24 protein-coding genes are annotated in these 23,107 nt (G+C 67.6%); 7 read left to right on the forward strand and 17 right to left on the reverse strand.

Features of this window, described 5'->3' with window-relative positions:
* Nucleotides 1-8: 8 nt before the first annotated feature.
* The 3 genes from OMP43_RS10215 (at nt 9) to OMP43_RS10225 (ending at nt 1,646) form a co-directional block, all read left to right on the forward strand.
* Nucleotides 9-563 (forward strand): GNAT family N-acetyltransferase, encoded by a 555-nt coding sequence (locus OMP43_RS10215; protein ID WP_280279620.1) that lies wholly within the window; start codon nt 9-11, stop codon nt 561-563.
* A 106-nt stretch (nt 564-669) separates the two neighbouring features.
* Nucleotides 670-1,278, forward strand: a complete 609-nt coding sequence (locus tag OMP43_RS10220; RefSeq protein WP_280279621.1) for a TetR family transcriptional regulator — start codon at nt 670-672, stop codon at nt 1,276-1,278.
* Nucleotides 1,275-1,646: a hypothetical protein gene (locus OMP43_RS10225; RefSeq protein ID WP_280279622.1), complete on the forward strand. Its 372-nt coding sequence runs from the start codon at nt 1,275-1,277 to the stop codon at nt 1,644-1,646. The genes OMP43_RS10220 and OMP43_RS10225 overlap by 4 nt, the downstream gene beginning before the upstream one ends.
* 387 nt (nt 1,647-2,033) lie before the next feature.
* Here the strand turns inward: OMP43_RS10225 and OMP43_RS10230 are convergent, their stop codons facing one another.
* From OMP43_RS10230 to OMP43_RS10245, 4 genes are all read right to left on the reverse strand, one after another.
* A complete protein-coding gene (locus tag OMP43_RS10230; protein WP_280279623.1) occupies nt 2,034-3,995 on the reverse strand; it encodes an ATP-binding protein in 1,962 nt (653 codons plus the stop codon).
* 45 nt (nt 3,996-4,040) lie between these two features.
* On the reverse strand, nt 4,041-5,303 hold the full coding sequence (locus OMP43_RS10235; RefSeq protein ID WP_280279624.1) for an aminotransferase class I/II-fold pyridoxal phosphate-dependent enzyme: 1,263 nt from the start codon (nt 5,301-5,303) through the stop codon (nt 4,041-4,043).
* A gap of 7 nt (nt 5,304-5,310) precedes the next feature.
* Nucleotides 5,311-5,553, reverse strand: a complete 243-nt coding sequence (locus OMP43_RS10240) for an acyl carrier protein (protein ID WP_086130408.1) — start codon at nt 5,551-5,553, stop codon at nt 5,311-5,313.
* Nucleotides 5,554-5,778: 225 nt separating this feature from the next.
* Nucleotides 5,779-6,237, reverse strand: a complete 459-nt coding sequence (locus tag OMP43_RS10245) for a hypothetical protein (RefSeq protein WP_280279625.1) — start codon at nt 6,235-6,237, stop codon at nt 5,779-5,781.
* Nucleotides 6,238-6,332: 95 nt separating this feature from the next.
* On the opposite strand from OMP43_RS10245, the gene OMP43_RS10250 reads away from it, so the two are divergent.
* Nucleotides 6,333-7,961 carry an NAD(P)/FAD-dependent oxidoreductase gene (locus OMP43_RS10250; RefSeq protein WP_280279626.1) on the forward strand — a complete coding sequence of 543 codons (1,629 nt, stop codon included), beginning with the start codon at nt 6,333-6,335 and terminating at the stop codon, nt 7,959-7,961.
* Nucleotides 7,962-7,970: 9 nt separating this feature from the next.
* On the opposite strand, the gene OMP43_RS10255 is transcribed toward OMP43_RS10250, so the two are convergent.
* Nucleotides 7,971-8,921 (reverse strand): DMT family transporter, encoded by a 951-nt coding sequence (locus OMP43_RS10255; protein ID WP_280279627.1) that lies wholly within the window; start codon nt 8,919-8,921, stop codon nt 7,971-7,973.
* A gap of 89 nt (nt 8,922-9,010) precedes the next feature.
* On the opposite strand from OMP43_RS10255, the gene OMP43_RS10260 reads away from it, so the two are divergent.
* A complete protein-coding gene (locus OMP43_RS10260) occupies nt 9,011-9,499 on the forward strand; it encodes an Lrp/AsnC family transcriptional regulator (RefSeq protein WP_280279628.1) in 489 nt (162 codons plus the stop codon).
* 366 nt (nt 9,500-9,865) lie between these two features.
* Here OMP43_RS10260 and OMP43_RS10265 read toward each other — a convergent pair whose 3' ends face one another.
* From OMP43_RS10265 to OMP43_RS10285, 5 genes are all read right to left on the reverse strand, one after another.
* A complete protein-coding gene (locus tag OMP43_RS10265; protein WP_280279629.1) occupies nt 9,866-10,771 on the reverse strand; it encodes an NAD(P)H-binding protein in 906 nt (301 codons plus the stop codon).
* The gene (gene proB, locus OMP43_RS10270; protein ID WP_280279630.1) at nt 10,768-11,874 is read right to left on the reverse strand and encodes a glutamate 5-kinase; all 1,107 of its coding nucleotides are present in this window, start codon (nt 11,872-11,874) and stop codon (nt 10,768-10,770) included. Before proB ends, OMP43_RS10265 begins: the two co-directional genes overlap by 4 nt.
* Nucleotides 11,875-11,941: 67 nt before the next feature.
* Nucleotides 11,942-13,039 carry an LPS export ABC transporter permease LptG gene (gene lptG, locus OMP43_RS10275; RefSeq protein ID WP_280279631.1) on the reverse strand — a complete coding sequence of 366 codons (1,098 nt, stop codon included), beginning with the start codon at nt 13,037-13,039 and terminating at the stop codon, nt 11,942-11,944.
* Nucleotides 13,036-14,250 (reverse strand): LPS export ABC transporter permease LptF, encoded by a 1,215-nt coding sequence (lptF, locus tag OMP43_RS10280; protein WP_280279632.1) that lies wholly within the window; start codon nt 14,248-14,250, stop codon nt 13,036-13,038. Before lptF ends, lptG begins: the two co-directional genes overlap by 4 nt.
* Nucleotides 14,251-14,361: 111 nt before the next feature.
* The gene (locus OMP43_RS10285) at nt 14,362-15,009 is read right to left on the reverse strand and encodes a hypothetical protein (protein WP_280279633.1); all 648 of its coding nucleotides are present in this window, start codon (nt 15,007-15,009) and stop codon (nt 14,362-14,364) included.
* A 103-nt stretch (nt 15,010-15,112) separates the two neighbouring features.
* Here OMP43_RS10285 and obgE point away from each other — a divergent pair, with 103 nt between their 5' ends.
* Complete coding sequence (gene obgE, locus OMP43_RS10290) at nt 15,113-16,162, forward strand: GTPase ObgE (protein ID WP_280279634.1); 1,050 nt, start codon at nt 15,113-15,115, stop codon at nt 16,160-16,162.
* Between the two features lie 93 nt (nt 16,163-16,255).
* Here obgE and OMP43_RS10295 read toward each other — a convergent pair whose 3' ends face one another.
* Entirely contained in the window at nt 16,256-17,359 is a 1,104-nt protein-coding gene (locus tag OMP43_RS10295) for a fatty acid desaturase (protein WP_280279635.1), read from the reverse strand.
* 149 nt (nt 17,360-17,508) lie between these two features.
* On the opposite strand from OMP43_RS10295, the gene OMP43_RS10300 reads away from it, so the two are divergent.
* Nucleotides 17,509-18,666 carry a GNAT family N-acetyltransferase gene (locus OMP43_RS10300; RefSeq protein WP_280279636.1) on the forward strand — a complete coding sequence of 386 codons (1,158 nt, stop codon included), beginning with the start codon at nt 17,509-17,511 and terminating at the stop codon, nt 18,664-18,666.
* A 135-nt stretch (nt 18,667-18,801) separates the two neighbouring features.
* On the opposite strand, the gene OMP43_RS10305 is transcribed toward OMP43_RS10300, so the two are convergent.
* The 6 genes from OMP43_RS10305 to OMP43_RS10330 form a co-directional block, all read right to left on the reverse strand.
* On the reverse strand, nt 18,802-19,080 hold the full coding sequence (locus OMP43_RS10305) for a hypothetical protein (protein WP_280279637.1): 279 nt from the start codon (nt 19,078-19,080) through the stop codon (nt 18,802-18,804).
* 95 nt (nt 19,081-19,175) lie between these two features.
* Nucleotides 19,176-19,457, reverse strand: coding sequence for a hypothetical protein (locus OMP43_RS10310; protein ID WP_280279638.1), 282 nt, complete (start codon nt 19,455-19,457; stop codon nt 19,176-19,178).
* Between the two features lie 487 nt (nt 19,458-19,944).
* Entirely contained in the window at nt 19,945-20,718 is a 774-nt protein-coding gene (gene xth / locus OMP43_RS10315) for an exodeoxyribonuclease III (RefSeq protein ID WP_280279639.1), read from the reverse strand.
* Nucleotides 20,719-20,732: 14 nt separating this feature from the next.
* Nucleotides 20,733-21,074 (reverse strand): iron-sulfur cluster insertion protein ErpA, encoded by a 342-nt coding sequence (gene erpA, locus OMP43_RS10320; protein ID WP_280279640.1) that lies wholly within the window; start codon nt 21,072-21,074, stop codon nt 20,733-20,735.
* A gap of 171 nt (nt 21,075-21,245) precedes the next feature.
* A complete protein-coding gene (locus tag OMP43_RS10325; RefSeq protein WP_280279641.1) occupies nt 21,246-21,629 on the reverse strand; it encodes a VOC family protein in 384 nt (127 codons plus the stop codon).
* A gap of 236 nt (nt 21,630-21,865) precedes the next feature.
* Nucleotides 21,866-23,056, reverse strand: coding sequence for a M23 family metallopeptidase (locus OMP43_RS10330; protein ID WP_280279642.1), 1,191 nt, complete (start codon nt 23,054-23,056; stop codon nt 21,866-21,868).
* Nucleotides 23,057-23,107: the final 51 nt, after the last annotated feature.

Consider the following 23,107-nt stretch of genomic DNA (forward strand, 5'->3'; position numbering starts at 1 on the left):
AGATGGTCATGTTCGTGCGAACGCAAAGACTGACATTACGGCCCGGCTGGCCCGAGGATGCCGCCGCCCTGGCCCAGGCGATCGGGCATGAGAGCGTGGTGCGCAACCTCGCTTTGCCGCCCTGGCCCTATCCGATCGAGGCGGCCGAAACGTTTCTCGCCGGCTTCGGCAACCCGGCCGAACCCAAGTTCCTGATGTTCGAGCATCGGGGCGGCGTGACGCGCCTGATCGGCGGCATGGCGGTGGGCGCGTGGAAGGACGAGCCCAACGAGCTCGGCTATTGGCTGACCCCGGACGCCTGGGGCCATGGTTTCGCGACCGAGGCGGGGCGCGCCGTGCTGCAGGCGGCGCGGGCGCGCGGCGTCCGCCGCATCACCGCGGGCCACTTCATCGACAATCCCGCCTCGGGCCGGGTGTTGCGCAAGCTGGGTTTCCGCCCGACGAGCCAGCTCGTCACCATGTATTCGCGCGGCCGCGGCTGCGACGTGGCAAGTGCCCGGTACGAAATCGACCTTTCCGAGGGCGATTGCGGCGGCGACGCGGACGATCGAATGGCGGCATGATCGACCCTCCCCGGGCCCGTCTCGGGGAGGATCGCTTGATGTCTGTGCTTTCCCCCTTGGAAATCATGGCCTAAGCCGGGGGTTTCTGGGGACGACACCGCACAAGATGACCGCCGCACCACGCAAACGCCTTTCTCCCGAAGAATCCCGCGACGCCGCGCTGGAGGCGGCGCGCGCGCTGCTGCTGGAGGCCGGACCCCAGGCCGTGACGCTGAAGGCGGTCGCCGCGCGGATCGGGCGCACCCATGCCAATCTGCTGCACCATTTCGGCTCGGCCGCCGGGCTGCAAAAGGCCCTCGCCGCCAATATCGCCTGTGGCGTCACCAGCAAGATCAGCGCCGCCGTGATGCGCGCCCGCGCCGGCGACCATGACGATCACGAAGTGGTGAACCTCACCTTCGACGCGTTCGACAAGGGCGGTGCCGGCGCGCTCGCCAGCTGGATGATCCTGACCGGCAATCAGGATGCGCTGGACCCGATCCTGGAAGCCATACACGGGCTGATGGACGAGCTTGCCGAAGGGCATGACGACAAGGCGCATTCGCTGCGCGAGGAGACGCTCCAGCTGGTCCTCATGGCGGTTGGCGATGCGCTGCTCGGCGCCCCGATGGCGCGGGCGCTGGGCCTGCCGCGCGACAAGGCCCGCCAGATGGCGGTCGCGCAGCTCTCGCGCACCATGGCCGAGCATCATGGCGACGTGGAGAAGCCGCAATGATCCTGTTCTCGCTGGCATTGACCGTGCTCGCCCTGCCGGACAAGACCTGCAATCTCTCGGCGCAATGGGGCACAAAGCTGCCCAGGAAGAGCGCCGATGCCTATGCCGTGCGCGACAATGGCGGCGAGGCGCTATGGGGCTTCATCCGCGCCAGCGACACCGCGCTCGAGGATTTCGCCAGCGGTGCCGGCCGCGAGACGCCGCACCGGCCGATCATCCTCTATGCGGCCGACACCGATTGCGCGGTGGTCGAGCGCTATGCCGCGATCATCGAGGCCGCCGCAAATTGCGCGCCGGACTGGTGCGTGGTGAGCTATCGCCCCGCCCCGCCACTGGCGAGCCCGCCCAGGGCCATTCCGTCCAACTAGGCTGAGGACTCATATTCTTGCTTCGTCACCCCGGCCTTGAGCCGGGGTCCCGCTATCTCGCCAGCACAGGAAGAAGCGGGATCCCGGCTCAAGGCCAGGATGACGGTGAAAGATCAGATACTTGTTTGGGTTCTCAACCTAGGCTGAGAACCCAAACAAGCCCTTGAAACTCCACCCGTCATCCCCGCACAGGCGGGGATCCAGGGTAGTTCGGGATGATCGAAGCAATCACGCGCATATCTGCCGGCACCGGCAAAGCGAGCCTCGCGCCCCTTGCCCTTGGCCGTGGATCCCCGCCTGCGCGGGGATGACGAGGAAGGGATAGCGGGGACGACGGAAATGGGTGGCGCTAGCTATATAAAACAACGGCTTAAATAGTTTCCCACCCTAGCCCGTCCTTGCTCCGCCGCGGCGCGCCTCCTGCCCCATCGCCTCGGTCACCGCGGCGGCAAGGCCGGCGATGGTGAACGGCTTGCGCAGCACGGTGCGCCCCTTGAAGATCGCCGCATCCGCCTCGCCGGCAAAGCCGGTGACGAAGAGCACCGCGACTCCTTCGATCCGATCGCCCAGCGCGGCGATCATCTCGGGACCGGTCCGGCCGGGCATCAGCACGTCGGACACGATCAGATCGAGCGACGGCAAGGCCGCGATCGCCGCGGGCACCGCCAGCGGATCGTCGCAGCCGGTCGCACGATGGCCAAGCTCTCCCAGCGCCCCCAGCGTCGCGGCGAGCACGCGCGGATCATCTTCCACCACCAGGATGTCGAGTGCCCGCCCGCCAATATCCGAAGCATTCTCGGCGATGGGAGCCGCTGCGGGAGCCGCGCCTTCCCCGACATGGCGCGGCAGGTACAGCATCACCTGCGTGCCCTTGCCCGGCGCCGTGTCGATCCCGATCTCGCCCCCCGACTGGCGAACAAAGCCGAAGATCTGGCTGAGGCCCAGCCCCGTGCCCTTGCCCACCGGCTTGGTGGTGAAGAAGGGCTCGAACACGCGCTCCAGCACTTCGGGCGTCATCCCCATGCCGGTATCGCCCACTTCGATCGTGACATAATCGCCCGCGGCGCACTCGCCGACTTCGTTCTCGGTGAGGGTGATGCCGCCGGTGACGAAGCTCAGCGTCCCCTGCCCCTCCATCGCATCGCGCGCATTGACGGCGAGATTGAGCAGCGCGTTCTCGAGCTGGTGGCGGTCCACCCAGATCCGCCAGCCCATGCCCGCATCGTCCGTCTCCACCGCGATGCCGTCGCCCAGGGTGCGATCGAGCAGCTCCGTCATGCCGTCGATCAGCGCCCCCGCCTCCACCGCTTCGGGCAGCAGCGGCTCCGCCCGCGAGAAGGCGAGCAGCCGGCGGGTGAGCGCGGCGGCGCGATTCGCGCCTTCCATCGCATTCTCGATATGTTTCTGCGCATCGGGCCCGCCAGTGTGGAGGTGACGCTTGGCAAGCTCGAGCCCGCCGAGAACCACGGCGAGCATGTTGTTGAAATCGTGCGCGATCCCGCCGGTGAGCTGGCCGACCGCTTCCATTTTCTGCGCCTGGCGAAGCTGCTCCTGCGCGGCCTCGCGCTCGCTTGCCTCGGTGCGCAGCTGCTCGGTGGCCTCGGCCACCGCTTCCTGCAGCTCGGCGGCGCGCTCGCGCTCGGCATCGGCCATGGCATCGGCAACCGCGCGCTCGCCCTGCGCCTCGATCGCCATCCAGCCCAGGAGCACCGCGCCGAGCACGATCAGGATGCCGAAGCCGGTGAGCAGCCGCGAGGCGAAGCCCGAATTGGCGAGCAGGTCCGCGGCCGCCTTGCTGCGGCCGTGGAGCGTGACTCGCTCCGAATCGACCACTTCGTTGAGCACTTGCTCCAGTTCGCTGCGCGCGGGGCTCGAGCGGACCTGGTAATAGCTGCCCCAGGCATCGCTGTGCCGCTTATAGGCCGAATAGAGGGCCGTGGTGGCCAGTTCCTTCCCGCGCGCGTCGAACGCCCGCTTCAGGCGGATCATCCGCGCGCGCTGATCGCCGCTGCCGGCGGTGAGCTGCTGGAGCCGCGTGAGCTGCTCGGTCGCCCGGTCCCATTGCGCGCCATATTGCTGGCCGAGCTTGCGATCCGCGCTGACGACATAGCGGCCCAGCGCGGCCTCTGCCCCGGCGATCGCGCCGGAAAGCTGGTTGGCGCGCATGATCACGTCGAAGGTATGCTGCTGGCGCGCGATCGCGCGATCGCGCTCCGCATCGGTGCGCTGCTGGATGACCGCCACCGCCGCAAGCACGGCGATGCCAAGCAGCGCGAGCGCGCCGAGCAGCATGAACCGCCAGTTCGTCGCCCGGACAGCACGCTCCAGGGCGTTGTTGATCTCACTCATTACGGGCTCGATTTTAGTCGAGCCGACAGGCGCTGAAAAGCGCCCTCAGCCGATGACCCCCACTGCCTGGCCCGCGGCCCGGAACAGGCCCAGCACGCGCTCGATCTGCTCGGCCGAATGCTCGGCGCACAGCGAGCAGCGCAGCAGATAGGTGCCGGCCGGAGTCGCGGGCGGGCGGGCCATGTTGACGTAGACGCCGCCGTCGAGCAGCGCCTGCCACATCATCACCGCCTGTTCCTGATCCTCCAGGATCACCGCGATGATCGCGCTGTCCGGCGCCTCGGTGCCGAGCCGGAAGCCCATCGCCTTGAGGCCGCCGTGCAGCGCGCGGGCATTCTCCCACAGATGCGCGCGCTTGTTGTGGGCGTGCATCAGCTTGCGGATCGACATTGCCGCGGTCGCCACCACCGAGGGCGGCAGCGAAGCGGTGAAGATATAGGGGCGGCAGGCCAGGCGGATCGCCTCGAACTTGGGATGGTCCGAGATGCAGAAGCCGCCGACGGTGCCGACCGACTTGGAGAAGGTGCCGACGACGAAATCGACCTGGCCCTCGAGCCCCTGGTCCTCATAGACGCCGCGCCCGTTGGGGCCGAAAAAGCCCATCGAATGCGCCTCGTCCGACAGGACCATGCAGCCATGCTTCTTGGCGACGGCGACCATTTCCTTCAGCGGCGCGATGTCGCCGAGCATCGAATAGACGCCCTCGAGCACCACCAGCTTGCCGGCCTCCCTGGGCAGGCGGCCCAGGCGCTTGTCGAGATCCTCCACGTCATTGTGGCGGAAGCGGACGATCTCGGCATTGCCCTGCTTGCAGCCGTCATAGATCGAGGCGTGGCTGTCGGCGTCGAGGATGACATACTCGCCCTTCCCCACCAGCGTGGAGATCATGCCGAGATTGGCCATATAGCCGGTCGAGAAGACGATCGCGCCCGAGACGCCGTAGAATTCGCGCAGCGCCTGCTCGACTTCCATGTGATCGCGGAAGGTGCCGTTGAGCATGCGGCTGCCATTGGTGCCGGAGCCGAACTTGTCGAGCGCGTCCTTGCCGGCCTGGATCACGTCCGGGTCGAAGGTCATGCCCATGTAATTATAGGTGCCGAGCAGGATCGTGTCCTTGCCCTTGATCACCGCCTCGGTGGGCGACTTCACCTGCTCCATCACGATCGCGAAGGGATCGGTGACGCCGCTGTCGAGCAGCGCCTGGCGCTCGGCGATCAGGCCGTCGAACTTCGACATCAGGTCCCGCTCGGGCGGGATCGTGGCGGGGTTTGCGGCCAGCGCGTCGGCGGTGTTCAGGCTGTCGGTCACGTGCCCGTCAGCCCTTGAGCTTCTGCACCGCGTCGACCAGCTGGCCGACATTCTCGATCTCCGCCTGCATGTTCATCGTGATGATGATGTCGAACTCGTCCTCGATCGCGGCGACGAAATCCATCACGGTGAGGCTGTCCCATTCGAGGTCACCGGCGAAGGTGGTTGCATCGGTGAGGGCGACGCCCTTCTTGTTGAAGGGCTCGATCTGGGCTGTGACGGTCTCGAAGACGGTGGCGCGGTCGGTCATGGGGTCCCTCTAGTGGTATCGACAGGCAGTGCCAAGCGATTGCGGCGGAAACGGGCCGCTGGGAGGGCGCGGGCGGCGCGCAAGTTTACGAAACATACGCTGCGCGGCCCCGATTCCCCGCCCCGTGAAGCCGCCCGGGCCTCGGCGATGGCGGGGAGAGGCGGGCGGCATCCATCGGCGCAGGGGAAGACGATATCCGACATTGCGAGCGCGTGAGGGTATGGGTCAGTTCGTGACTCGCTTGATTGCGCAGGCCCGGCGGGGATCGGCGACGGTAAGGTCGCAGTTGATCTCGAGCCTCCGGGGGTAAGAGGAGCCGGCCCAGGTCGCGCCGCCGACGAGTTGGTTGCCGCCCTCCTGCATCCGGAGGATCTGAATGCTCTGGCGGCGCGGCGCTTCCTTGCGGAACTCGTAGCGGGCGTGCGGCATGACGCAGAGTTGGCCCGCAGTGGCGCAGCCGCCGATGCGCTGGCCAGGCAGCAACGAATGGCGGATCACGAAAGGATCCCGGCCCTGCTGGTCATAGATGAGCAACAAATAGGGCGCCTTGGCTTGCCTCACCTTCAACGCAACGACGATATCCGGCATCACCGGCTTCCACAGCAACCATGCCGACATCGCACCCGCCACGCCGATCAGCAACCCCGCAACGGCGATCATCACCATTTCGCGCTTCACGTGCATCTGTCCCCCCTGTTGCCGAGCCCGTCCTAATCGACGGACATGACAAGCCAAACGCGGGATTTGAGGCGCGCCGCATTCCCCGCTAGAGGCCCGGGATGCTTCGCCTGTCCGGACTATATCTGCCGCTCGACCATGCGCCCGAGGCCCTGCCCGAAGCGATCGCCAGGCGGCTGGGCATCGAGCCCGCCGAGCTCAAGCGCCATACCCTTTATCGCCGCGGCAACGACGCGCGCCGGCGCAACGCGATCCAGCTGGTCTATACCGTCGATGTCGAGCTGGCCGACGAAGCGGCGGTGCTCGCGCGCTTCCCGGACGACAAGGACCTGCGCCCCACCCCGGACATGGCATATCGCTTCCCGGTGACGGCGCCGAGCGGCTGGGACGGCCTGCGCCCCGTGGTGATCGGCGCGGGACCGTGCGGCCTGTTCGCCGGGCTGATCCTGGCGCAGATGGGCTTCCGGCCGATCATCCTCGATCGCGGCAAGGTGGTGCGCCAGCGCACCAAGGATACCTGGGGCCTGTGGCGCCGCGCCGAACTGAACCCGGACAGCAATGTGCAGTTCGGCGAAGGCGGCGCCGGCACCTTCTCCGACGGCAAGCTCTATTGCCGGGTGAAGGACCCGCGCTTCCTGGGCCGCAAGGTGCTGGAGGAGTTCGTCAAGGCCGGCGCGCCCGACGACATATTGTGGGAGGCGCATCCGCATATCGGCACCTTCCGCCTCGTCACCATGGTCGAGAGCATGCGGGCCACGATCGAGGCGCTGGGCGGCGAATATCGCTGGGAGACGCGAGTCGACGATCTCGAGCTCGAGCGCACGCCGGACGGGAACCAGCGGATGCGCGGGCTGCACCTGCATGACGGCAGCTTTCTCGAGGCCGACCATGTCGTGCTCGCGGTGGGGCACAGCGCCCGGCCGACCTTCGAGATGCTCCACCGGCGCGGCGTGCATGTCGAGGCCAAGCCCTTCGCGATCGGCGTGCGGATCGAGCATCCGCAGAGCTGGATCGACCGGGCGCGCTTCGGCAAGTGCGCCGGGCATCCGGACCTGGGCGCGGCGGCCTATAGCCTGGTCCATCACTGCGCGAACGGGCGCAGCGTCTACAGCTTCTGCATGTGCCCGGGCGGGCGCGTGGTCGCGGCGACCAGCGAGGAGGGCCGCGTCGTCACCAACGGGATGAGCCAATATTCGCGCGCGGAGTTCAATGCGAACTCCGGGCTCGTCGTGGCGATCGATCCCGCGCGCGACTATCCGGACGGGCCGCTGGCGGGGATCGCGCTGCAGCGGCATTGGGAAGACCTGGCCTATGTCGCCGGGGGCTCCAACTATCACGCGCCGGGACAGCGCGTGGGCGACCTGCTCGCGGGCCGGGCTTCCACCGCGCTGGGCGAAGTCATCCCCTCCTACAAGCCGGGCGTGAAGATGACCGACCTGTCCGAATGCCTGCCCGGCTTCGCGATCGAGGCGTTCCGCGAGGCGCTGCCGGTGTTCGGCCGCCAGATCGCCAATTACGACCATCCCGACGCGGTGATGACCGGGGTGGAGACGCGCACCTCCTCGCCGGTGCGGATCACGCGCGGCAAGGATCACCAGAGCCTGAACGTGGCGCGGCTGTTCCCGGCGGGCGAAGGCGCGGGTTATGCGGGCGGCATCCTCTCGGCGGCGATCGACGGGATCAAGACCGCCGAGGCGGTGGCACGCAGCATGACGGGGCTTGCCGGCTGAATCCTGACCCTAGGCAGGCACCGGCTGTGCCGGGGGCCGCCGATGCGCGGCCAGGCAGGAGATCACGCTCGCCACCACCAGCACAAAGGCCAGCATCTCCGGCAGCGTCGGGCCGCGATGCTCCCAGGCAAAGGCATAGAGCAGGGCGAACAGCGTCTCGAAAGTGATCATCTGCCCGGCCAGGGTGAGCGGCAGCAGGCGGCTCATCTTGTTCCACAGCGCATTGCCGACGATCGAGGCGAAGATCGCCACTCCGGCCGAGACCGCGACGAACAGCGCCCAATCCCCCGCTCCATGGCTCCGCACGCCGAGCAGCAGCGCCAGCGGGACCAGCGCCAGGCTCTGGGCGCCGGTGACGATGCCGATCAACAGGCTCCAGTCGTGCGACGAGATCGCCTTCACCCGGCCGAGCATATGGTTGTTGCCCACGGCATAGGCGCTCCAGGACGCCAGCGCGCCGATCGCGCAGACCAGCCCGGCGAGCTGCGCGGCGACGGGACGGGCCGAAGGCAGGAACAGCGCCTGCCAGCCGATGCAGACCGCGCCGCCCACGCAGAGCAGCAACGACGGCGCGAGCCGGGCGAGCGGCACGGCGTCGCGGGCGCGGCTGCCCGCGATGGTGACGACGACGGGAAGGAAGCCGATCACCAGCGCGGTGATCGCGGCGCCGCCAAGCTGCACGGCGCCGGCGAGCAGCAGATAGTAGAAGGTGTTGCCGGCCAGCGCGAGCAGCGCCAGCGCGCGCCACTCGCCTGCCCCGAGCTGCCCGGCAAGCCCGCGCCAGCGCGGGGCGATCAGCGCGGCGGAGATCAGGCCATAGGCAAGATAGCGGCCGATGGTCAGCTCGAGCGGCCCGAAGGCGCGCGCGAGCTCGGGCGCGAGGAACACCAGCCCCCAGAACGCGCCGGCGGCCGCGCCGCACATCACGCCCAGCACCATCGATCCGCGTTCGCCCGACATGTCCTTTTCCCTTCGTGGCGAGAAATATCATCGCACCGATGGGCCGTGTGCTCTTGATTGGCCGGCGGAATGCAACAAAAACTCGCACCATGGCCAGCGAACAGGGCAAATCCGCGCGGATACTCGACAGCTTCGATCGGGCGATCCTGCGAATCGTGCAGGCGGACAACAAGCTGCCGCAGCGGCGGATCGCCGAGGCGGTGAACCTCTCCGCGGCGGCGGTGCAGCGGCGGATCGCCGCGATGGAGGCGGCCGGCGTCATCGCGCGCAACGTGGCGATCGTCGATCCCGATGCGGTGCCGCTCACCATCACTTCCATCGTCGAGGTGCAGCTGATCGACGAGCGCACGCCTACGGTAGAACGGGCCCGGCAGCTGTTCCTCGCCACGCCCGAGGTGCAGCAATGCTATTACGTCACCGGCGGCGTGAGCTTCATGCTGGTGATCGTCACGTCAGACATGCGCGCCTATTCGGCGCTGACCCGCCGGCTGTTCGCCGAGAACGACTGCATCGCCAGCTATCGCTCGCTGATCGCGCTCGACCGAGTGAAGACCGATACGAGCATCGTCATTCCCTAGGTTGAAAACCCAAGCAAGGATTTGATTTTCCAACGTCATCCCGGCCTTGAGCCGGGATCCCGCTTCTTCCTGTGCTCGCGAGACGGCGGGACCCCGGCTCAAGGCGGGGTGACGAAGCAAGAATATGAGTCCTCAACCTGGTTGAGAACCAGAACAAGCCCTTGAAACCACACCCGTCATCCCCGCGAAGGCGGGGATCCAGGGTAGCGCAGGACAGTGATGCCACCAGGTGAGCCTCTTTCCGGAGCGCGCGGGACTCGACTGCCCGCAACCCGCCCTTGGCCCTGGATCCCCGCCTGCGCGGGGATGACGAAGGGAGTCGCGGAGATGGTCAAAAGAAATCAAAGCCTTGATCGAGCCTTGCCCCTAGAGCAGCCCCTGCCCGCGATACCAGGCGGCGGTCGCGGCTAGGCCGGCGGCAGTCTCCACCTGCGGCGTCCACAGATTGGCGGGCGGCCGCCGCGCCGGATCGATCACCCAGTCCTGATGGCAGAAATAGGCGACGCGGTCCGGCGTGAGCTTGGCATTCCCGCCGCGCACCAGCCGATCGAGATGCGCGCCGGCCAGGAGCAGCGGCTGGGGGAGCGCGAAGGAAACGACGCGCTTGCCGAGCGCCGCGCCGATCGCCTGGGCGAACTGCTTGTGGCTCCAGCCATGCTCGGTGCCGTCGTCCGCGTCGAGGATCTGGTTGCAGCCGTCGGTGGCGGCGAGCGCGAGGAGGAGGCGGCCGAGGTCGCTCACTTCGAGCAGCGAGATGCGCCCGCCGCGCGGCATCAGCGCCAGCCCCTTGCTGGCCAGCTTGAACAGCTCGAGCATCTCGAGGTCGCCGGGGCCGTAGATGGCGGGCGGCCGGACGATGGCCCAGTCGAGGCCCGAGGCCATGACCAGCCGGTCGCCCTCGGCCTTGGACCAGCCATAGGTGGAGAGCTCCGGCTCGCGCGCGGCGAGCGAGGAGACATGGACGAAGCGGCGCACGCCCTTCGCCTCGGCGGCCGCCAGCATGTTGCGCACGCCGTCGATGTTGCCGGCGGCGAAGCCCGCGCGGTCGGGCGCGTTGACCACGCCGGCAACGTGGATGACGGCATCGGCGCCTTCGCACAGTTCGGCGAGCGCCTGCGCATTGCCCAGGTCGCCCTGGATCCAGGCGATATGCGCATGCCCGGCCTGCGGACGGCGCGTGAGGGCGCGGACCTGGTGGCCGGCTTCGAGCGCGAGGGCGATCAGGCGGGTGCCGACAAAGCCGGTGCCGCCGGTAAGGGCGATGGTGGTCACAGCAGCGCCATATGGCTCCGGTGCACCAGTGTCGAGCGCGGGGCATAGCCGAGCAGCTCGGCCTGCTCCTCGTTGCGGCGGCCGAGGATGCGGGCAGCGTCCTCGCTGGGATATTCGGCCAGGCCGCGCGCGAGCGGCCTGCCGTCCGGCCCGGCGATCACGACCAGGTCGCCGCGCGTGAAATCGCCATCGATCCGGGTGGCGCCCGCGGCGAGCAGGCTGCGGCCCTGCCCCAGCGCCCTGGCCGCGCCGGCATCGACATGGATGGTGCCGTGCGCGGTGATGCCGCCGGCCAGCCAGGCCTTGCGCGCCGGGGCCGTCTTCTCCGCCACGAACAGCGTGTGCTTCGCCTCCGACCCCAGCGGTCGCTCGATCCGGCCCGAGGCGATCGCGAGATGGGCGCCGGCGGCGTTGGCGATGCGCGCCGCCGCGATCTTCGAGACCATGCCGCCCGAGCCCATGCCGGAGGCGGAGCCCCTGTCGGCCATGCCCTCGACCGCGCCGTCGATCCGCTCGACACGGGGGATGTGCACCGCGCCGGGCAGCGCGGGGTTGCGGTCGTAGAGCCCGTCGACGTCGGAAAGCAGCACCACCCCGCCCGCCCCGGCGGCCTGGGCCACGCGCGCGGCGAGCCGGTCATTGTCGCCAAAGCGAATCTCTTCGGTGGCGACGCTGTCATTCTCGTTGAGCACGGGGACGACGCCCAGGCCGAGCAGGCGATCGAGCGTGGCGGCGGCGTTGAGATAGCGGCGACGGTCCTCCAGGTCGCCCAGCGTGACCAGCATCTGCGCCGCGACAAGCCCGTTGGCGGCGAGCACATCGGCCCAGACGCGGCTCAGCTCGATCTGGCCGGTGGCGGCGGCGGCCTGCGCATCCTCGAGGCTGGCCCGGCCGCCCCTGGCGAGCTTGAGGCGCCGCGCCCCCAGCGCGATCGCGCCGGAAGAGACCACCGCGACCTGCTGCCCCGCGCCGGCACGCGCCGCGATGTCGGCGGCGATGCCCTCCAGCCAGGCACGGCGGACGCCGCCGTCCGGATCGACGAGCAGGGCCGAGCCGATCTTGACGACGATGCGCGGGCAGGAGGCGGGCGGGAACAGCGACATGGCCGCCGCTATATGGTCCCCCGCCCCGCCTAGCCAGACAGGAACGCTTGGGCGCGCCGTCGCGCGGCTATTCCTCGGTCCTGAGCAGCACCGCCTCGCCGATCATCAGGAACAGCAGGAACGGTGCCCACGCCGCCAGGAAGGGCGGATAGGCGCCGAGATTGCCCATCGCGAGCGCGAAATTGTCGGCGACGAAATAAAGGAAGCCGAGCGCCATGCCGATCACCGCCCGGACGAACAGCTTGCCCGAGCGCGCGATGCCGAAAGCCGAGACGGCGCCCAGCAACGGCATCAGGATCGCCGAGAGCGGCCCCGCCAGCTTGTGCCACAGCGCGCCTTCGAGCGCCTCGGTCTGGCGGCCGGCCACCTTGAGGTCGCCGATCGCCTGGTAGAGCGCGCCGAACGCCAGGGAATCGGCATCGACATGCGCGAGGGTGAACTGGTCGGGCCGGATGTTGTGGCCGATCACCAGGCTGCCGACCTTGGTCTTCTGGCCGGTGGCGACGATGAAGCGCTCGGCATTGTCGACCCGCCAGGCATCGCCGGCGCGCACCGCGTGCGGCGCGGTGAGGATGCTGATCAGCGAGCGGTTCTGCCGCTCATATACGGTGACGCCGTAGAGCTGCGCCGCGTTGCCGCGCCCGCGGACCTGCTGCACCTGGATCAGGTTGTTGTCGCCCTTCACCCACACATTGGCGCGATCGCCGCGATCGATGGGCAGCGGTGCATAGGACACCTTCTTCCACTGCTCGAGCGTCGCGGTGGCGCGCGATACGATGCGATCGTTGAAGGTGAAGGAAATGGCCGCCACGGCGATCCCGGTGAGCAGCAGCGGCGCGAGCACCTGGTGCGCCGACAGGCCCGAGGCCTTCATTGCGATCACTTCGCTGTTCTGATTGAGCTGGGACAGCGTCAGGATCGAGCCCAGCAGCACCGAATAGGGCAGGAAGGTCGAGGCGATCTGCGGCACGCGCAGGCTGACGTACCGCCAGATCTCCGCATCGCCATTGCCCGCATATGCGAGGATCGCGCCGCTCTCCGTCAGCAGGTCGAGCGACTGGAGGATGAGCACCAGCGCGCCGAGAATGGCGAAGGTGCGCGTCAGGAACATGCGCGCCATGTAGAGCGACATGGTCCGCGACGGGAAGAAATTGGCCCAGGTCATGCCGCGGCTTCTTCCTCTCGGCGGAGCCGGCGGCGGCGGCCCGGCAAGCGGCGCGTGATCGCCTTGACCATCTTGGAGAAAGCCTTTTCGAGTCCGCCGATCGGCTGGCCGCCCGGCACATAGGCGATCTGATAGTACATCCAGATCACCAGCCCCGCGAACAGCATGAACGGCCCCCAGAGCGCGATCAGCGGATCGACCCGGCCGAGCTCGCCGATCGACTGCCCATATTCGTTGACCTTGTGATAGGTCACGATCATCACGATCGAGAGGAACACGCCCAGCGCCGAGGTGGATCGCTTGGGCGGCACGCCCAGCGCCACGGCGAGGAACGGCAGCAGGAACATCGACGCGACTTCCGCCAGGCGGAAGTGGAAGGCCGAGCGGCTGCCCTCGCGATCCTCGTCGCTCGCCTGCGGATTGCGGCCGATCACGGCGAGCTCGGGCAGGGTCCGCTCGATATTCTTGCCGCCACGGGTCCGGAACTGCTCGTATTTGGGCAGCGGGATCGGCAGGTTATGCGTGGTGAAGGTCAGCACCCGCGGCTCGGGCGAGTTCCGGTCGTGATGGACGAGCGTGCCGTTCTGCAGGCGGAAGATGATCACGTCCGGATCGTCCGAGCGCAGGAACTGGCCGCTCTGCGCCGTGACCGCCACCGGCGTGCCGTCCTTGGTCATCATCTGGACGAAGATGCCCGAGAGCCGGCGGCCCTCGTCCTTGCTCTCCTCGATGCGCATCGTCATCTTCGCGCCGAAGCTGGTGAACTCGCCCACCTTGATCGAGGCGCCGAGCGCGCCCGAGCGCAACTCGAAGCGCAGCTGCTCGTAATTGTAGCGCGACCAGGGCTGGATGAAGCCGACAATGGCCAGGTTCAGCGCCGCCAGCGCGATCGCGAACATGAAAGGCACCTTGAGCAGGCGCGTATAGCTCATCCCCACCGCGCGCAGCACGTCGAGCTCGGACGACGTGGCGAGGCGACGAAAGGCGAGCAGGCAGCCCAGCATCAGCCCGATCGGAATGCCGAGCCCCAGATATTCGGGAAGCAGATTGGCGAGCATCCGCCAGACGACGCTGACCGGCCCCCCCTCGGTCGCGACGAACTCGAACAGGCGAAGCATGCGGTCGAGCACCAGCAGCATCGCCGATATGAGCAATGTCGAGATCAGGGGCACCGCGATCAGCCGCGCCATGTACCGATCGATCGAGTTCATCTGCGCGCGACGGTTGCCTTGGTTTCTTCTCGCCGGCGCGTCCGGCGCCGCCTCAATGAACCAAGAGCCTATACTCCGGGTTCCGGGCAGCGCCAGCAGGAAAGTTGCGCGTCAATAGTGCAGGCGGGAATTCCGCGGCGTCACATCGGCCCCCTTGGGATCCAGCCGCTCCCGATCGGGATCGACCATCGGCATCGCGGCCACCGCCTGTGCCCGGTGCTGGCGCGCCTGTTCGTTGTGGCGCTGCACCTCGGCATAGCCCGGGCTGGCCTCCATCTCGCGCTCGAAATCGAGGAGCCGTTTGGCCGAACCGATCACCTTGCCCTTCTCGATCAGGACGATGAATTCATCGATCAGGCGCTCGAGTCCCTTGCGGACACGCGGGTCATATTGGGCCAGCGCGGCCCTGCCCTTGAAATCGGCGTCGAACGACAGCCGGGTCTTGCGGCCGTCCTCGAGCGGCGCGAAGCGCAGCTTCAGGTGAATGGCCTCGGCGCCGTTCTGGCTCACGCGATAATCGATCTCCTTCGAATCGATGCTGGTCACCTTCGGCCAGCTCATCCCCTTGCCGGGCGCGGCGCTTTCCGGACCATAGCCGATCCAGCTGTCCTTCGCGCCGTTGAGCGTCAGGTCGAAGCTGCGCCAGGTGTCGTGCGGCGTGGCATTCACCGTCCGCACGATCTCATTATTGTGAGTCGACACCACATAATAGCCGCCGCCACCCAGCAGCGCGCAGCCGATCAACGCCGTCCGAATCATTGCCCCGTGCCCCCAGATGTTGCCGGGGCGATTGTCCCGCATCGCCGTAAATAGTCCCTCACCATGGGGTGACGGATTTGCGACACTCGCCTATGGCGCTGCGATGCATTTCCTCGATCAGGCAAAGATCTTCGTCCGCTCCGGCTCGGGCGGCCCCGGTGCCGTGAGCTTCCGGCGCGAGAAGTTCATCGAATATGGCGGCCCGGACGGCGGCAATGGCGGCAAGGGCGGCGACATCGTCTTCGAAGCCGTCGCCGGCCTCAACACGCTCATCGACTTCCGCTACACGCAGCATTTCCGGGCGCCGCGCGGTCAGGGCGGCTCGGGCTCGAACCGCACGGGCGCGGGCGGCGACGATCTGGTGGTCAAGGTGCCGATCGGCACCCAGGTGCTCGCCGACGACGAGGAGCGCACGCTGCTGCTGGACCTCACCGAAGAGGGCCAGCGCGTCATCTTCCTGCGCGGCGGCGATGGCGGGCGCGGCAATGCCAGCTACAAGACCTCGACCAACCGCGCGCCGCGCCAGCACGGCACCGGCTGGCCGAACGAGGAAGCCTGGGTGTGGCTGCGCCTCAAGCTCCTCGCCGATGCGGGGCTGGTCGGGCTGCCCAATGCCGGCAAGTCGACCTTCATCAACCAGGTGACCAACGCCCAGGCCAAGGTGGGCGCCTATGCCTTCACCACCACGCGCCCGCAGCTGGGCGTGGTGCGGCACAAGGAGCGCGAATTCGTCGTCGCCGACATTCCCGGCCTGATCGAGGGCGCGGCGGAAGGCGCCGGCATCGGCGACCGCTTCCTGGGGCATATCGAGCGCTGCCGCGTGCTGCTCCACCTGATCGACGCCAACGACACCGACGTGGCCGAGAGCTATCGCGTGGTGCGTGGCGAGCTGGAAGCCTATGGCGCCGGCCTGGCCGACAAGCCGGTGGTGGTGGCGCTCAACAAGATCGACACGCTCGACGACGAGCTGATCGCCGCGCTCTCCGCCGAGCTGGAAGAGGCGAGCGGCGGCGCGGTGATCCCGATCTCCGGCGCAAGCGGCGTCGGCGTCGACTGGGTGCTCGACAAGCTGCTCGAGGAGATCGGCACCGACCATGGCAAGGTGAGCGACGACGACGAAGGCGAGGAGGCGATCGAATGGTCGCCGATCTGAGGGGCTCCAGATAACCTTCGTCGCCCATGGCAGATCGAACAAAAAGGCCGGGCATCGCTGCCCGGCCTTTTCTGTTTCAGCGCATCCGCCGGTTCAGCGGGCGCCCATGGTGCTGGCGGCAAGGCGGTGCATCAGTCCGCGCAGCGTGGGATAATTGGCCTTGTGATAGGCCGAGGCTTCCTCGAGCGCGTCCGACAGGCGGCGATGCGCCTCGTTCAGCGCGTGATAGGGCAGGCTCGGCAGCAGATGGTGCAGCGCGTGATAGCGCAGGCCGATCGGCGCCCAGAGATAGGCGAAGAAGCCCGGCGTCGGCACGTTGACGCTGTCCAGATACTGGGCGGTCACGGTGAGCGGCTCGCCGTCATTCTCCCAGAGATGCGCCACCAGCGTGCGGACCTGGTTGATTACGGCCACGCCCGCGATCACCGCGAGATAGATGCCGAAGTCGCGCAGCGGGATCACGCCCGTCGCGACCAGAGCGAGCAGCGCGATCGAGAAGATGCTGGCGCCCAGCTCCTGCCAGAACCACTGGGTCCTGAGCTCGCCCTCGGGCTCGCGGCGCTCGAAGGCCGGGTTGATCTTGAGGCCCGAATATTTGGCGACGACGACGCGGCGCAGCTTCGGGAACACCGCCGAAAGCGGCGCGAGCACGGCGAAGCGGATCAGCATCGCGACCGGCATCAGCACCGCGGCGAGCAGGAACACCGGCAGCGTCCAGGGCTTCATCAGCGCGAGCGGCAGATATTCGGGATCCTCGACCGTGCCGTAGCGGGTGCGCGCGTGGTGAAGATTGTGCACGCCTTCATAGGTGAAGCTCGGCACCAGGATCGGGATGCCGACCAGCAGGTTCCAGCCGAGCCGGAAATTGGGGAGCAGCGCGTGCTTCACATGCGTCAGCTCGTGGATGAACAGGCTGGCGCGATAAAGGGCGAGCACCGCCACCGCGCCGGCGAGCACCGCCAGCAGCGCCGAGGGGGCGAGGATGGTCGCGGCGAGCGCGGCATAGCCGATGCCGGCGGAAAGCAGCATGTCGGTCCAGTAGATGCGCGGATTGGGCGCATGGAGGTCGCGCGTGAGCTCGGCCGCGGCGCGCAGCATCGCGCGATCGTCGGGCACGCCGGAAAGCTTGATACGCGCGCTGGCCGGCGCCGCCGCCGGCGCGTCGTCCTGAACCTTGAGGGCAAGCGATTTCGTCATGATGTCCGCCATTGGCCTCAGATAGTGGCTTTATGGTGGCATTCCAGCGGTTGGGACGCGCCCTGCCCGCCGCAATTGCCGCGCTTGACACTGGCCCCGTGGCGAAGGACTGCATTGCGCTGAATCAAACCAACAGAAGGGCTTTTCCCTTGCCCAGCGGCCCCCTCAGCATCCGTCCCGTCTCGTCCAAGCGCGACATCAAGCAGTTCATCGAGATCGCCTATCGCCTGAATGGCGACGACCCGAACTGGGTCGCCCCGCTGCGCGACGAGGTGGCCGGGACGATCAGCCCGAAGAAGAATGGCTGGTTCAGCCATGCCGAGGCGCAGCTCTTCCTCGCCGAGCGCGACGGCGAGCCGGTCGGCCGCATCTCGGCGCACATCGATTTCCTGGCGCTCGAAATGCCGCCCGAGCAGGGCTTCGGCCCCGGCACCGGCTTCTGGGGCATGTTCGAGGCCGCGGACCAGAATGCCGCCAAGGCGCTGATCAACGCAGCCGAGGACTGGCTGCGCGGCAAGGGCATGACGCGGGCGCTCGGCCCGGTCAGCCTGTCGATCTGGGAGGAGCCCGGCCTGCTGGTGAAGGGGCACGACCACTCCCCCACCGTGCTGATGGGCCATCACCCGGCGAAATATCAGGGCTGGATCGAGGCGGCCGGCTACACGGAAGCCAAGAAGCTGCTCACCTATGAGCTCGACGTGAGCAAGCGCTTCCCGCCGCTGGTCAACCGCATCGTCGAGAATGGCGAGAAGAACCCGCGGATCCGCATCCGCAAGGTCAACAAGGCGAAGTTCGCCGAGGAAGCCGCGATCATCCTCGCGATCCTGAACGATGCATGGTCGGACAATTGGGGCTTCATCCCGCTGACCCAGCCCGAGATCGACGATGTCGGCAAGAAGCTGAAGCCGCTGGTGTTCGAGGATCTCATCATGATCGCCGAACTGGACGGCGAGCCGGTGGCGTTCATGGTCACCCTGCCCGACTTCAACGAGGTATTGAAGCCGCTCAAGGGCTCGCTCCTGCCCTTTGGCTGGGCCAAGCTGCTGCTGTGGCTCCGGCGGCCCAAGGCGCGCACGATGCGCGTGCCGCTGATGGGCGTGGTGAAGCGGCTGCAGGCTTCCCGCATGGCGAGCCAGCTCGCCTTCATGATGATCGAATATATCCGCCGCGCGGCCGTGGCCAATTACGGGGCGAGCCGCGGCGAGATCGGCTGGATCCTGGACGACAACCAGGGGATGAACGCGATCGCCGATGCGATCGATTCCTGGGTGAATCGCGAATATGCGATCTACCAGAAGCCGCTCTGAGGGCGGCATGGGCGGCAAGCCGGCCCGCTCCCGAGGGTACGGGGGAGCGGGCCGGTGCCGGCCGGAACCGGCCAGAGGAGGTCGCGCCGCGACGGCACGGTTGCACTAATCCGTCGCAGGCGCCCTCCCGGGGCCTCAACGTTGCTTCATCACCTCGAGGGGATCGACGCCGAGATCGAGCCACTCGCTGCGGGTGCGGCAATCGCGCTTGAGAATGCGCGAGCCGGTCGCCTCGGTGTCGATGCAGTATTTGCGGGTGTCGGCCTTCGCCGCCCGGGTCGGCGACTGTTCCTGCTCCTGCTTTGCCTTCGCCGGATCATTGCCGGCGGCGGCAGCGGGGGAGACGGCGCCGGCCGCGAAGGCGGCGCCCGCCAGCATGACGGCGGCGGCGGAGAAGATGGACTTGCGGGTCATTGCGGGAATTCCTCGATGCTTGGGGGGCTTGCCGGCGAAGGGCGCTGCGCGGTGAGAGCGCGGCCCGTCCGCCGGAGAGCGGTGGAGCGGTCTGCTCAGTTCTTCTGGACTTCCTTGATCGGATCGATGCCGGTGCGGGCGATCCACTCGGCACGGGTGTGGCACTCGCGCTTGGGCATCAGCGTGCCGGTCGACGTCCCCTGGACGCAGTAACGCTTCTGCATCGCCGGGTCCGACTGGTCGTCGGCCTTCTTGGCCTCCTTGGCCTCCTTGGCCGGATCATTGGCGCGGGCGAGCGCCGGCGACACGGCGCCGGCGACCAGCGTGACGGTGGCGGCAATCGCCAGGAAAGCGGACTGGATGGGCTTGCTGTTCATATCCTCAACTCCTCTACTTGCAGACATGACAGGCGCTCCTTCCCGCCTGTGCCCCATGCATCGCAATCCGCGTGCCAAGTTTGAGAGTTACGCAAGTTCAATGACTTAGCAGATTATGACAGCGTGGTGACGTGCCATAACACAGCAATACACACCAGATTTTGGGATTTACCGAAGACGCCCGTCCGGAAGCGGACACCGGCCTTGTTCGGAAACGGCCAGTCCCGGGGCATGGCTCGGTCGGCGAACATCGCCACCCCCATTTGCACGCGGCGGGCGAGGAAAATCCAGCTGAGGAAGGAAGGCGCCTATCCCCTTGGGGCCAGGAGTGCCCGATAGCCGTCATCCCCGCCAAAAGCGGGGGTCCATTTCCGATCTTTCACCGTCATCCGGCCTTGCGCCGGGATCCCGCTTCTTCCTGTGCTGGCGAGATAGCAGCGCCCCGACTCAAGGCCGGGGTGACGAAGGAAGAATATGAGTCCTCAACCTAGCGGAGGCTGACCCAGCAGGGCGCGTGATCGCTGGCCTTCTCGCGGCCGCGATATTCCTTGTCGACGCCGGCACCCAGGAATCGATCGGCCGCGATCGGGCTCAGCAGCAGATGATCGATGCGAAAGCCCGCATCGCGCTGCCAGGCGCCGGCCTGATAATCCCAGAAGGTCCAGATGCCGCCCCCCGGGAAGCGGGTGCGCAGCGAGTCGGTCCAGCCCTGGGCCAGCAGCGCGCGGTAGCGCTCCCGGCTCTCGGGCTGCATCAGCGCATCGGTCGCCATGGCGCGAACCGAGAAGGTGTCGTCGTCATTGGGGATGACGTTATAGTCGCCGGCCAGCACCACCGGCCGCTCCTCGGCGAGCAGCGCCCGCGCGCGATCGGCAAGGCGCTCCATCCATTTCAGCTTGTAGTCGAACTTGGGGCCGGGCTGCGGATTGCCATTGGGCAGGTAGATGGACGCGACGATGAGATCGCCGATCTCGGCTTCGATATAGCGGCTGTGCACATCCTCGGGATCGCCGGCCAGCCCGCGCTGGCGCTCCACGGGCTGCTGGCCCCTGGCCAGCACCGCAACGCCGTTGAACCCCTTCTGCCCATGCCACACGGCGCCATAGCCCGCCGCTTCGATCTCTCTGACCGGCAGCGTCTCGTCGGCGCCCTTCAGCTCCTGGAGGCAGACCACGTCCGGCTGCTGCTCGGCGAGATACTCCAGCAGGCGCTCCATGCGCGCCTTGATGCCGTTGACATTATAAGTGACGATCTTGGGCAAAGGGGGCCTTCCGCTCAGACCGAGAAGCTGGTGCCGCAACCACAGCCCGACGCTGCGTTGGGATTCTGCACGGTGAAATGTGCACCGCCGAGATTGTCGACGAAATCGACATGCGCGCCACGCACGAGATCCAGGCTGATCGAATCGACGACCAGCCGGACCCCGTCCAGCTCCGCGACCTCGTCATCGCCCGCCACGGCATCCGCGAAACCGAATTTATACTGGAAGCCCGAGCAACCCCCACCCTCTACCGAGAGGCGCAGGATCGCGGGCTTGCCCTGCTTGGCCGCAATCGCCGCGACGCGCGCGGCAGCAGCGGGAGTCAGGCCGATTTCGGGCTGGGTCAGCGTAGCCATGGCGTGGAGATAGTGGCCCGGACGCCGCGAGGCAATGCGCCAGGCCGCGTCGGCGGACAGGCGGCGTCGCTGCCAATACTCATTCCTTCCCCCGGCATCCCCGCGAAAGCGGGGGCGACGAAATGCGGGCCGGATCTTCAGACAGATCCGCGATCCATGGGCGTTCCCCGCCTAACGCTCTTCCCAGGCGAAATCGTAGAAGACGCGGAAGCGGTTGCCATCCGGATCCGCGGCGAAGAATTCATAGAGCTTCCAGGGCTCGGCCCGGGGCGGACCATCGATGGCGACACCCCGTTCCGACCATTCGGCATGGAGCGTATCGACTTCCGCCCGACCGTTCAGATTGAGCCACAGGACCAGGGGCGGAGCATTGCCGAGATGCGCGCGATACGCGGTGTTGCTCAGGAACATCCGGCTCGCCCCCCGCGACACGCCGGCAAGACCGAGCGCCTCGTCCGACCAGTCGATCGTGAAGGCCAGGCGCGTGCGGTACCAGTCCAGCGCGGCGGCGAGATCGGAAACCGGAATCTCCGGGCAGGCAGCAGGGAAACTCATCGGCCGCCGGCTTCTCGATGGGCGCGCGCGCCTGGAGCCGACAACGATAGGAGCAGGAATTCCGGCCGGCGCATATGCTCCCCCGATAGCGATCCTGCCTTCAGCCTAGACGCAAACCCGCGCCCCGTCCAAGCCCGTTCGATCCGCGAACGATTAGCATTAGCGGCGGAGGCACATAGGAAAGGGGGCCGCCTACACGGGCAGCCCCTCTCCTCTCCTGACTCTGAAAGCCGGTGTTACTTGCTGGTGGCCGGACCGCCGACGCCGCCCGCCACGCGGTCCTGCACCGAAGCGAGATACTCGCCGGTCTGCAGGAACGGGATCGGGTTCACCGCCTTGCCGTCGACGCGCACTTCATAATGGAGGTGGCTGCCGGTCGAACGGCCGGTCGAGCCCATCAGGCCGATCAGCTGGCCGCGCTTCACGCGGGTATTGTCGGCGACGAGGATCTTCGAGAGATGGCCGTAGCGGGTCTCGATGCCGCGGCCATGGTTGATCTGGACGAGATTGCCATAGCCGCCCTGCCGGCCGGCATGGCTGATGACGCCATCGGCCGTCGCATAGATCGGCGTGCCGAGCGCGCCTGGAATATCGACGCCGGCGTGCATCGCGGCGGTGCCGCGGAACGGATCCGAGCGGACCCCGTAATTCGAAGTGAAGGTGAGCTTGTCGACCGGCTGCATCGACGGGATCGAAATCACCGTCTGCTCGAGCATGTCGAGCTTCTTCCAAGTGACGAACAGTGCGCGGAACTGGGCGTCGGCCGCCTCGGCTGAGGCGTCGCTGCCGCTCGCATTGTCGTTGTCGATCGGCTCATAGGGGCCGCCCATCGCTGGCACCTTCACATAGCGCTCGGGCGAAAGGCCGAGGCGGCGAAGCTCGCCCGCGGTCTGCTGATACCGGGCCTCGCCGGCGGCGCGGGCCTTGCCGGCCAGCGCGATCTGGCGCGCCTCGACCCGCTTGAGCGGGGCGAGGACTTCGTTGGCGACGGCGCTGGTGCGCTGCGAGGCGCCCGGCAGCGGCTGCTCGATCACCTTGCGATCGCCCTTGCCGGTGAGCGTCGCGCTGATCAGCGCCTGGTGCTGCTCGACGCGCGCGGCCTGGAGGCGCGCGGCCTCCTTGGCGGCGGTGACATCGGCCTGCATCTTCTCGACCTGCTCGCGCATCTGGGCGACCTGCGCCTCCGGCGAAGCGGGGGTACCGGTCACGCCGCTGATCGCGATCGCGCCCACCGCGGCCTGGGCTACGCCATAGGCCGAGAACAGCACGGTGACGGTGGCGACGCCGGCGAGCAGCGCCTGGGTGCGCCCGGCGACGCTGAAACGCTTCAGGTCGCGGCCGTCATGGAAAATAAAATCGCGGGTAGTGAAAAAAGCACGGAACCGCTGAGCTGCGGTAGCGGTTCTGGTGTTCGACGCCTTAGCCATGATTCCCCGGCAGTTTCATGGAAGCCAGCACCGAAACGCGACCCGGCCGCC

The organism is Sphingomonas sp. CBMAI 2297, assembly GCF_029870595.1.
GTDB lineage: Bacteria > Pseudomonadota > Alphaproteobacteria > Sphingomonadales > Sphingomonadaceae > Sphingomonas.